General features: G+C 53.9%; 11 protein-coding genes. 10 read left to right on the plus strand and 1 reads right to left on the minus strand.

The genetic code is table 11. From position 1 onward, the window contains the following. The 7 genes from ABJQ89_RS03235 to ABJQ89_RS03265 form a co-directional block, all read left to right on the plus strand. Nucleotides 1-384, plus strand: a 384-nt coding sequence (locus ABJQ89_RS03235) for a metallopeptidase TldD-related protein (RefSeq protein ID WP_348494835.1), incomplete at its 5' end; no start/stop codon positions are given. After that, the gene (locus tag ABJQ89_RS03240; RefSeq protein ID WP_348494836.1) at nt 371-1,153 is read left to right on the plus strand and encodes a 3'(2'),5'-bisphosphate nucleotidase CysQ; all 783 of its coding nucleotides are present in this window, start codon (nt 371-373) and stop codon (nt 1,151-1,153) included. The genes ABJQ89_RS03235 and ABJQ89_RS03240, both read left to right, overlap by 14 nt. A 48-nt stretch (nt 1,154-1,201) precedes the next feature. Beyond that, nucleotides 1,202-1,444 (plus strand): DUF4170 domain-containing protein, encoded by a 243-nt coding sequence (locus ABJQ89_RS03245; RefSeq protein WP_348494837.1) that lies wholly within the window; start codon nt 1,202-1,204, stop codon nt 1,442-1,444. Nucleotides 1,445-1,450: 6 nt separating this feature from the next. Continuing rightward, nucleotides 1,451-2,665: a glycosyltransferase N-terminal domain-containing protein gene (locus ABJQ89_RS03250; protein WP_348494838.1), complete on the plus strand. Its 1,215-nt coding sequence runs from the start codon at nt 1,451-1,453 to the stop codon at nt 2,663-2,665. Further along, the gene (gene lpxK, locus ABJQ89_RS03255; protein ID WP_348494839.1) at nt 2,662-3,645 is read left to right on the plus strand and encodes a tetraacyldisaccharide 4'-kinase; all 984 of its coding nucleotides are present in this window, start codon (nt 2,662-2,664) and stop codon (nt 3,643-3,645) included. The genes ABJQ89_RS03250 and lpxK overlap by 4 nt, the downstream gene beginning before the upstream one ends. Before the next feature lie 46 nt (nt 3,646-3,691). Then, complete coding sequence (locus tag ABJQ89_RS03260) at nt 3,692-5,095, plus strand: FAD-binding oxidoreductase (RefSeq protein ID WP_348494840.1); 1,404 nt, start codon at nt 3,692-3,694, stop codon at nt 5,093-5,095. A 28-nt stretch (nt 5,096-5,123) separates the two neighbouring features. Then, nucleotides 5,124-5,954 carry a tryptophan 2,3-dioxygenase family protein gene (locus ABJQ89_RS03265; protein WP_348494841.1) on the plus strand — a complete coding sequence of 277 codons (831 nt, stop codon included), beginning with the start codon at nt 5,124-5,126 and terminating at the stop codon, nt 5,952-5,954. Here the strand turns inward: ABJQ89_RS03265 and hemC are convergent. Next, the gene (gene hemC, locus ABJQ89_RS03270; protein WP_348494842.1) at nt 5,949-6,899 is read right to left on the minus strand and encodes a hydroxymethylbilane synthase; all 951 of its coding nucleotides are present in this window, start codon (nt 6,897-6,899) and stop codon (nt 5,949-5,951) included. The genes ABJQ89_RS03265 and hemC overlap by 6 nt on opposite strands. 130 nt (nt 6,900-7,029) lie before the next feature. Between hemC and hemE the strand changes: the two genes are divergently transcribed. The 3 genes from hemE to ABJQ89_RS03285 form a co-directional block, all read left to right on the plus strand. Then, a complete protein-coding gene (gene hemE, locus ABJQ89_RS03275; RefSeq protein ID WP_348494843.1) occupies nt 7,030-8,064 on the plus strand; it encodes a uroporphyrinogen decarboxylase in 1,035 nt (344 codons plus the stop codon). A 249-nt stretch (nt 8,065-8,313) separates the two neighbouring features. After that, nucleotides 8,314-9,345: an NADP-dependent oxidoreductase gene (locus ABJQ89_RS03280; RefSeq protein WP_348494844.1), complete on the plus strand. Its 1,032-nt coding sequence runs from the start codon at nt 8,314-8,316 to the stop codon at nt 9,343-9,345. Nucleotides 9,346-9,550: 205 nt separating this feature from the next. Beyond that, a partial coding sequence (locus ABJQ89_RS03285) for a class I adenylate-forming enzyme family protein (protein ID WP_348494845.1) occupies nt 9,551-10,282 on the plus strand: 732 nt, incomplete at its 3' end.

Raw genomic sequence — 10,282 nt, forward strand, 5'->3', positions numbered from 1 at the left:
GCAAACGGGCGCAAATTGAACATGCCTTCAACGGCAAATGCCGCGCGCGGCACATCTGCTCCGCCATCGCCCAGCACATGGAATGTCGCGCTCACTCAAGGCTCCAAAAGCCGAGATGAATTGGCCCGCGATATGGGCACAGGGCTTCTTGTGACTTCGATGATCGGATCGACCATCAACGCAACGACGGGTGATTATTCACGCGGCGCTGCCGGATTTTGGGTGGAAAACGGTGAAATCACGCATCCCGTAAACGAATGCACGATAGCGGGTAACCTGCGCGATATGCTGATGCAGATGACCCCTGCAAATGATGCACGCACCCATTTGTCCCGCGTGGTTCCCTCGCTCTTGATCGAAGGAATGACCCTTGCCGGAAGCTGATCTCGCGCTGTTGATCGACGCGGCAAAAGCCGCCGGCGACATCGCAAAACCGTTCTTTCAGAATGATGCCAAGAAGTGGGACAAGGAAGACGGCACAGGCCCCGTGACCGAAGCCGATTTGGCTGTGAATTCCTATCTGGAAGATACATTGCGCGCCGCACGTCCCGACTATGGCTGGTTGAGCGAAGAATCCAAAGACACAGATGAACGCTTGAGCAAGGATCGCGTTTTTATTATCGACCCGATTGATGGCACGCGCAGTTTTATCCACGGCGCGAAAACTTGGGCCCATTCCATTGCGGTTGCCGAGGCGGGCGACATCATTGCGGCCGTTATCTTATTGCCGATGTTGGATTTGATGTTCACCGCGCATCTCGGTGGCGGCGCCCATCTCAATGGCGAGACCATTTCACCCTCCCCCCATGCCGACATGCAAACCGCTCAGGTACTCGCAGCAAAGCCCGCGATGGATGCGCAACATTGGAAAGCAGCGGCCGCACCGACCTTCAACCGTGATCATCGTCCGTCATTGGCCTATCGATTGTCGCTTGTTGCGCAGGGCAGATTCGATGCCATGCTCACCTTCCGCCCAAGCTGGGAATGGGACATCGCAGCAGGCGCGCTAATCGCATCCGAGGCGGGCGCAATGATTTCCGATAAAACCGGAGCACCCTTGCGCTTTAACTCTAGCGATCCCCGTTTGAATGGCGTCGTCGCAGCAGGCCCTAACCTGCACCCCGAATTGCTTTCTCATCTGGCCTCGGCGTAATCTACATTCAACGCTACTCAGGCATCCCTGATACAAAGGATAAAAAACATGACGCAAAGACTGCACCTGGTATTTGGCGGCGAATTGGTCGACCCGACCAAGAACGTTTTCAAAGACGTCGATGATCTACACGTTGTTGGCATTTTCCCCGACTACGAGACCGCGTTTAACGCCTGGAAAGCAGAGGCACAGCGCACCGTCGATAACGCGCACATGCGCTATTACATCGCTCATTTGCACCGGCTCCGCGATGAAAATGCAGCGGCTTCTTCCACGGAAGAACTGGGTTAACCCTCAATGAGTTCGCTCAGCCTAACCGCATATAAGGCGCTCACGCGCGGCGCCAAGGCTGCGAACATTGAACACTATGAAGAGCGACCACAGGGTCTTTTGATTTGGGGCGTCGTGCAAAACGATGCTGACGTCCGATCATTGCTTTATCTGCGTGAACGCTTGCGCGTGTTGCGCGGGCCCTGTGATTTGCTCATCACCTATCCTGAAAACCCACCCTATGTTCCCAAAAGCAAGGGCGTGTTCTGCCACCCATTGCCCTTGGACACGACGGAAGGTGGCAGATCGTTTTTGCAACATTGGCGGCCAGATTACTGCATTTGGATCGGCGGTGATTTGCAACCAGCCTTGATCACCGAAGCACATGAACGCAAAATTCCTTTGTCGCTGGTGAGCGCCTCGGTTGAACATTTGGACCGTCCAGTTTGGCGATGGCTTCCCTCGCTCGCACGCGAAACATTAGACGCATTTGGGTTGATCACAGCTATCGATGCAAACAGCCGCCAGATGCTGCGAAAGATGGATGCGACACGGCGTGAAATTCCAGTAACCGATGCATTGCAAGATGCCGTCATTGCACCGACTGTCAATGAAAGCGTGTTTGACGAAGTCTTGAGCGACTTGAACAACAGACCTGTTTGGCTCGCGGCGCAGGTGCAGGCAGACGAGATCAAAAGCATTTTGTCTGCGCATCGTGAAGCGATCAAAATCACCCACCGCCTCACACTCGTGCTGGTTGCGGCATCCTTTCCGATCAGCGTTGAAGCGCGCGCAATTATTAAGGCGCAGGGTTGGCGCGTCTGTTATTGGGAGGACGGTGATCCCATCGACGAAGAAACACAGATTATCTTTGTAGAAGAACCCGAGCACATGGGCCTTTGGTATCGCATCGCACCTTTTTGCTTCCTTGGCAGCACGTTAACACCCGGCCATGGCGGCAACGATCCCTATGTACCCGCTTCTCTCGGGTCAGCGATCATCTATGGACCCAACGTGGGGCGACATGCACCTAGTTTCACCCGTTTGGTAACCGCAGGCGCTGCGCGAATCGTTAGGGATCGATATGGTCTCACCCGTTCAATCGCGCATTTACTCGCTGCGGATCAAACCGCGAATATGGCACATGCCGCCTGGATCACAATGTCGGAAGGCGCAGAGGCAACCGATGCACTGATTGAAGATATTCAAGAGCGTTGGGACACTGTAGAAGGTCATCCATGAGAGCTCCTGATTTCTGGTACACGCGCCCTGATGCGCCCGACTGGCGTGCGCGTCTGCTTGCGCCGCTCGGCAAACTCTATGGAATGTTGACCGCCCAGCGCGTTGCCAAGTCAGCGACCTACACCCCTAAAGTTCCTGTCATTTGTATCGGGAACCTCAACGCGGGTGGAACCGGAAAAACGCCAACAACCATCGCGCTGGCGCAAATGATGCTTGAGATGGGGTTTGCTCCGCATATCGTCTCGCGCGGCTATGGCGGATCACTCACAGGACCACATTCGGTGAAACCGAGCGACTCCGCGGGCGCCGTCGGCGACGAACCTTTGCTGCTCGCTGCCTTCGCTCCGACCTGGGTATCAAAAGATCGCGCCTTGGGAATTCAAGCTGCCTGCGATGCAGGTGCAACCCACATTTTGATGGATGATGGATTTCAAAACCCCGCGGTGAAAAAGACAATGTCTATTGTCGTCGTCGACGCGGTCAAAGGTTTCGGTAACGGGCGTTGCTTGCCTGCCGGACCGCTACGCGAACCCGTGATAGCAGGGCTAAAACGCGCTGATTTCGTTTTGTCGATCGGCAATGCAAAGGCTCAGGACCAGTTCAACCGTGATTGGCCTCATACCCTGCAGAAACTCCAAGGGCATCTAGAACCCCTGCAAACCGGAATGGATTTTAAAGGTTTACGAACCATCGCGTTTGCCGGGATCGGTCATCCCGAGAAGTTCTTCGCAACTCTTCGCGCGATGGGTGCAAACATTATACGAAGCGAAGCTTTGAGCGATCATCAACGTTTAACCACTGCCCTCATGGGACGGTTGGAAAAGGATGCTCTGCTCAATGATGCCCAGCTTGTGACCACCGAAAAAGATGCTGTGCGCCTCCCTCATTCGTTTCGCCAGAAAGTGGTCACTCTCCCCGTCCGATTACAGTTGAAAGACGAAAGCGCGTTACGCGCGGCGTTGACAGACTTGAGCAGCTGACCCAAAGATTGCGCAACCAAATTCCACCCCTTCGAAAGAGAACCAAATGATTGATAAACTGACGGCCATCGTAGGCGAAAAACACGTTCTCACTGGTTCTGATTGCGCGCGCTGGGGAAATGATTGGATGGGGCTTTACACATCCGAGCCCATCGCAGTGGTGCGCCCCGCCTCGACCGAAGAAGTTGCCGCAATTGTAAAGCTCGGCAACGAGACCAAGACAGCGATTGTGCCAGTAAGCGGCAACACCGGCCTTGCAGGTGGTGCGTCGGGTAAAGGCCATATCATGGTTTCGATGGAGCGCATGAATACCATCCACGAAGTGCGCAAGGATTCGCGTATCGCCATCGTTGATGCTGGTGTTGTTCTTGCGGATATTCACGCGGCCGCCGATGCCGAAGGGTTGGTGTTCCCACTGACATTTGGTGCGCGCGGCACTGCGATGATTGGTGGAAACCTATCCACGAATGCAGGTGGTTCAAACGTTGTGCGATACGGCAATACGCGTGACTTGGTGCTCGGTGTTGAGGTGGTTCTGCCCACTGGTGAAGTTGCGGATTTGATGTCTGAGCTGCGCAAAGACAACTCTGGCTATAACCTCAAACATCTTGTCATCGGCGCGGAAGGTACGCTTGGCTTTATCACCAAGGCCGTTCTAAAACTGGCACCTAAACCGCTCGCCTATGCAACGGCTATGGTTGCAGCCCCGTCTATCGCCGACAGTTTGGAGCTGCTCAACAAACTTCAAGACGCGACTGGCGGTGCTGTGGAAGCCTATGAGTTTATGCCGCGCGCCTATGTCGAACGGCACTTGGAAATCAATGATGCGGCTCGTGAGCCATTTGACGAACCTTACGACGTGAACATCATGGTCGAAATCGGAACGACAATCGCGAGCAAAGCGACCCCAGATGAGACGGGTAAACTGCCTATCGTAGAAGAGTTTGAAGAAATTCTTGCGGGCTTCTTTGAAAGCGGCGCTGTGCTGGATGCGCGTGTGGCTCAAAACGAAGCACAACGCACCGCGATGTGGGAGCGCCGCGAAGCCGCTGCCGAAGTCGTGCTCACCCATAAGCCTCTCATCAATCACGATATTGCTGTGCCACTGGAAAAGGTCGCAACCTTTATCGAAGCCATTGCAGCGCGCTTGCAAACCATCGATCCGGGCGCGAAGGAAATGATCGTTTCGCACCTAGGGGACGGCAATGTGCACTATTCAGTTTGGGGCAAAAGCCAAGACCCCGAAGTCCACGACGCGATTACCGAAGCTGTGGAAGACGAAACGCTTAAACTTGGTGGAAGTTTCTCTGCAGAGCATGGCATTGGGGTCAGTAAGTTGCGTTCAATGCAGCGCCGTAAGGACCCTGTGTCTATTGCCGCGATGAAGGCGATCAAAAAGGCGCTTGATCCAAACAACATTATGAACCCTGGAAAAGTGTTGCCGGACTGAGCGCGTTGCACTGAATTGGAGAGACCCGATGGCGGCCTACAACCCCGAAACAGATGGGGCCAAAATGTCCTTTGCCAAGGACATGAGCTATACTGACTATCTCGCCCTTGATCCCATTCTCGGCGCCCAAAACATGCAGTCGGATGCCCATGACGAGATGCTGTTTATCGTTCAACATCAAACGTCTGAGCTCTGGATGCGATTGGCTTTGCACGAACTGACGACAGCGCGCACAAAATTGATCGAAGGCGATTTTCCTTCCGCCTTCAAAATGCTGACACGCGTTTCGCGTATTTTTGAGCAACTCAACAATGCTTGGGACGTATTGCGCACCATGACGCCCAGCGAATACACCGCCTTTCGCGATGATTTAGGAGCCTCTTCTGGCTTCCAATCTCACCAGTATCGGCTGATCGAGTTCATTCTTGGCAATCGCAACCGCTCCATGATGAAAGTTCATGAACATCGCCCTGAACTGCATCACATGTTGGGACAAGAACTTGGTGAAAGATCTTTGTATCACGTTGCGCTCGACGCTCTCTCAGCCGAACTCAATATAGAATTTTCATCCGAGACTTACCTCATGGATCAACCCCATGAGGCCCGAACTGAAGTCATGGATGCATGGACCCAAATCTATCGCGATCCGGGAAAATATTGGACGCTATATGAGCTGGCAGAAAAGCTCGTCGACCTAGAGGACTATTTCCGTCGTTGGCGCTTTAACCATGTCACAACAGTGGAACGGATCATCGGTTTCAAACGCGGCACTGGCGGCACGTCAGGCGTGAAGTACCTGCGCAAGATGTTGGAAGTAGAGCTCTTCCCAGAACTCTGGAACATGCGCGGTCAGTTATAAAGATCGCCAGTCAAAGAAGCCATCTCCTGCCTCGGCAAGGAGTTTGGCTGCCATAGCACGGCCCATTTCGGGGCCGTCTTCGATGCCACCTGTCACGTCATCGCCAATACTGTCCGATCCATCAGGGCGAAGCACCTGACCACGCAAGCGCAGCGTGCTTCCATCCAATTCCGCAAGGCCCGCGATAGGCGTCTCACAAGACCCATCAAGCGCAGCAAGGAACGCACGTTCAGCGGCAAGGCGTTGGCCAGTTTCCTTGTCATGGATGCCAGACAGCATCTCGGCCATGCGACTGTCATCAATCCGCCGTTCAATCCCAATCGCTCCCTGCGCAACGGCGGGCAGCATTTCTTCTGTCTCAATCGCACTTTTGGCGACATGCGCCATGTCCAAACGACGCAGACCCGCCATCGCGAGAAAGGTGCAATCCGCAACCTTGTCTTCCAGTTTTTTCAACCGCGTTTGAACGTTACCGCGAAATCCCACGACGTTCAGATCTGGGCGATAGTTCAGCAGTTGCGCACGGCGGCGCAATGATGATGTCCCTACAGTCGCCCCCGATGGCATGTCTGCAAGGCGCTTGTGTTCTGCCGATACAAACGCATCGCGCACATCTTCACGCGGCAGGTAAGTGTCGAGCATCAACCCTTCTGGCTGAAGCGTCGGCATGTCTTTCATCGAATGCACCGCGATATCAATCGCACCAGACAGCATGTCGTCTTCGATCTCTCGGGTGAACAGGCCCTTGCCGCCGATCTCTTTCAAAGGACGATCGATAATCTTGTCGCCCGTTGTCTTAATCACAACGATCTCAAAGGCCTCATCAGGCAAGTCAAACGCAACGCCTAGTCGACGGCGGGTTTCATACGCCTGCGCCAAAGCCAAAGGCGAGCCACGGGTGCCGATTTTGAGCGGCGCTGTCGGGGAAGGAAGTATCATAGCCATGGTTTACCTTTATGGGTCCGTCGGATAGTTGACAACTGCTCAAACCGCGTCATTTGGCCCAATATCCTTGAGGGTAGAAGGCGAAGATACAGGCATGCGACGCACCGAATAGATCCGAACGGAGACTCCAATGACTTCATCTAAAAAGCTACTTCGCACTCTTGCGGGTGAAACATTGGACACACCACCGATCTGGATGATGCGTCAAGCTGGGCGCTATTTGCCAGAATACCGTGCAACGCGGGCGCAAGCGGGCGACTTCCTCAAGCTGTGCTATAACCCTGAACTTGCAGCCGAAGTGACCTTACAACCCATCCGCCGTTACGGGTTTGATGCAGCGATTTTGTTTGCAGACATCTTGCTTTTGCCACAAGCGCTCGGCGCTGATCTTTGGTTCGTGACGGGTGAAGGGCCACGCCTTTCCACAATCACGGATCAGGCTGGCATGAACAAACTGGGCCCTGTCGAAGATGTCCACGAAACGCTGAACCCGATCTACGAGACAGTCAAAATCCTACGCAATGAACTGCCTGAGGAAACCACGCTAATCGGTTTTGCGGGTGCCCCTTGGACCGTGGCAACCTACATGATCGCCGGTCGCGGCACGCCGGATCAGGCGCCAGCACATGCCTTGCGCCTTGAAGCGCCCGAGGTGTTCGACGCGCTGATGGACCGCATTACGCTGGGCACGATTGAGTATCTTTCAAAGCAGATCGAAGCGGGCGCGGAAGTCGTAAAGATTTTTGACAGCTGGGCTGGCTCGCTCAAGGGCGAAGCTTTCGACAAATACGCGATTGAGCCGACACGCCAAATCATCGCGGCTTTGAAAAAGCGCCATCCAAACACTCCGATCATCGCGTTTCCACGCGAAGGCGGCGACAAATATATCGGTTTCGCAAAAGCGACTGGGGCCGATTGTGTTGCGCTTGATAATTCTGTTGATGCGGCTTGGGCGGCAGAACATGTTCAGATCGATGGTTGCGTGCAGGGCAACCTTGCGTCCCGTCACATGGTGACGGGTGGACAAGAATTAATCGACGACACACGCGCTATTGTTCAAGCGTTTTCCAAGGGTCCGCATATATTCAATTTGGGTCACGGCATTACGCCAGACGCCAATCCTGAAAACGTACAGTTGATGATCGATACAGTGCGGAATTCTTAACGCACGCTGCGATCAAGCGTCTTTCCCCTGAGAAAAGGGCCGCAAATCAGAAGCTGATAAGCCTCTGATTTCATTTTGTTTTGCTGAATGTCAGAACAAACGCCGCAACGGCACTTTTTCATTTTATGGTAAATTCAAAAAGCCCTGACTATGGTTTGCATCCACGTTGAGGGCGACCATGCCTGATCCTAAACGTCATCTTTAACACCAATTTTCGGGTCTTCGGCCTGATCAGTGAAGGACCCTGTTATGCCACAATCAGATACAGTGAACCGCAAATTCGTTTTGGCTGAGCGCCCTGTTGGTGAGCCAAATGACGACACGCTGCGCCTAGAAACAGAAGCTGTGCCAACGGCTGGCAAAGGCCAGATGTTGCTGCGCAACGAATACCTATCACTTGACCCCTATATGCGTGGCCGCATGAGCGATGCAAAATCCTACGCAGAACCTGTTGCCATCAGTGGCACTATGGTGGGCGGTACGATTTCACAGGTCGTCACGTCAGATGTTAAAGGCTTTGAAGCCGATGATTGGGTCGTCGCATTTGGCGGATGGCAGGACTACACAGTCAGCGATGGCACGATGGTTATCAATATGGGCAAGAACCCTACAAACCCCACTTGGGGTCTTGGTGTTCTGGGTATGCCCGGCCTTACAGCTTGGGGTGGTTTGACACAAATCGGGCAACCTAAAGAAGGCGAAACGCTGGTTGTTGCTGGCGCAAGCGGACCTGTTGGCGCGACAGTCGGACAAATCGGCAAGCAACTTGGTTTGCGCGTTGTTGGCGTTGCTGGTGGTGCTGAGAAATGTGCGCATGTTGTGGACGTGCTCGGCTTTGATGAATGCATTGACTACAAGGCCAACGGATTCTTTAAGTCCTTGAAAGCCGCTGTTCCTGCCGGCATCGATATCTATTTCGAAAACGTCGGTGGTGCGGTTCTCGATGCGGTCATGCCGCTGCTCAATCCATCTGCACGTATCCCTGTTTGCGGCTTGATTTCGCAATACAACGCGACGTCGTTGCCAGACGGTCCTGATCGCATGAACATGCTGATGGGTATGATTTTGCGCAACCGCATGACTGTGCGCGGCTTCATCGTGTTTGACGATTTTGGCCACCTTTACCCTGAATTCGCCAAACAAGTCGGCACATGGGTTGCTGAGGGTAAAATCAAATACCTTGAAGAAGTGATCGAAGGCATGGAACAAGCCCCTTCTGCTTTCGTTGGTTTGCTGCGCGGCGAAGGCTTCGGCAAGCGCGTGATCAAACTGAATGCCTAAACTGGCTGAATGGCTCGCGGCAACTGCGGGCTAAATCAAACTTTCTTGGCGGGCGCTCAAACCTCGCCAAGGAAACGCGAAAGCGACTTGTGTCGAAAACCGCATCAACACCCTCCAAACAACATGAAAATCGCGGAATTACGTTCCGTTCTGCGGGATTGGCAGCGGCAAATTTACTGTTAATCTGATGTGGCAAGAGTCGCCTTTGCCCTTAGCGGCAATCGTTCAACTCTGTTCCTTGGGAGGGGAATATGATGAATTTTCCAGCGTCGCTATGAGCGCCATGACACCCGCCGAAGCGGTAGAACATGTCGTCACTACGAACCCAACGTTCGCGGTTCACGAAGTTGACGTGCGCGGCGTCACCTTCAAAGCGTTCAAGAATATTCCGGGCACTGTGCCCGGGCTTCTGACCGCAGGATGGGCGCAGCACGGTGAAGGCACTTTGGAATACCTCGCCTATGAATCCGACAGCTACACCTACGCGGAATTCACGCAATCCGTGAACCAGCTGGCGCATGCGATGCGCGATGAGTTGGGCTTGGGTCAAGGGGATCGCGTTGCCATTGCAATGCGCAATTATCCTGAACTGCTCATGCTCGTACTTGCGATATCATCTATGGGCGGCGTGGTGGTTTTTCTCAATGCATGGTGGACCACAAAGGAACTCGACTATGCGCTGCGCGATAGCGGTGCGAAGGTCGTCTTTGCCGATGGCCCGCGCCTAGAGCGCATGACCCCGCTTCGCGATGATCTTGGATTAACAATTATCGGTGTGCGTGATGGTGAGGGGCAAAGTGCTCTGAACTTCACAGGTTTCAAAGATGGGGCCGCTTCAGATGTTGCGCCAGAAGTTGAAATCGACACAGACGACGATTTCGCTGTGATGTATTCCTCGGGAACAACTGGGCATCCGAAGGGCGTCGTTCAAACCCAT

It is taken from the genome of Planktotalea sp. (genome assembly GCF_039984035.1).
Taxonomy (GTDB): Bacteria; Pseudomonadota; Alphaproteobacteria; order Rhodobacterales; family Rhodobacteraceae; genus Planktotalea.

What these genes read in the sequence shown, in the direction of transcription:
- ABJQ89_RS03245 (WP_348494837.1), top strand. Translation starts at nt 1,202, where the DNA reads ATGACGCAAAGACTGCACCTGGTATTTGGCGGCGAATTGGTCGACCCG.
- ABJQ89_RS03250 (WP_348494838.1), top strand. Translation starts at nt 1,451, where the DNA reads ATGAGTTCGCTCAGCCTAACCGCATATAAGGCGCTCACGCGCGGCGCC.
- lpxK (WP_348494839.1), top strand. Translation starts at nt 2,662, where the DNA reads ATGAGAGCTCCTGATTTCTGGTACACGCGCCCTGATGCGCCCGACTGG.
- ABJQ89_RS03260 (WP_348494840.1), top strand. Translation starts at nt 3,692, where the DNA reads ATGATTGATAAACTGACGGCCATCGTAGGCGAAAAACACGTTCTCACT.
- ABJQ89_RS03265 (WP_348494841.1), top strand. Translation starts at nt 5,124, where the DNA reads ATGGCGGCCTACAACCCCGAAACAGATGGGGCCAAAATGTCCTTTGCC.
- hemC (WP_348494842.1), bottom strand. Translation starts at nt 6,899, where the DNA reads ATGGCTATGATACTTCCTTCCCCGACAGCGCCGCTCAAAATCGGCACC.
- hemE (WP_348494843.1), top strand. Translation starts at nt 7,030, where the DNA reads ATGACTTCATCTAAAAAGCTACTTCGCACTCTTGCGGGTGAAACATTG.
- ABJQ89_RS03280 (WP_348494844.1), top strand. Translation starts at nt 8,314, where the DNA reads ATGCCACAATCAGATACAGTGAACCGCAAATTCGTTTTGGCTGAGCGC.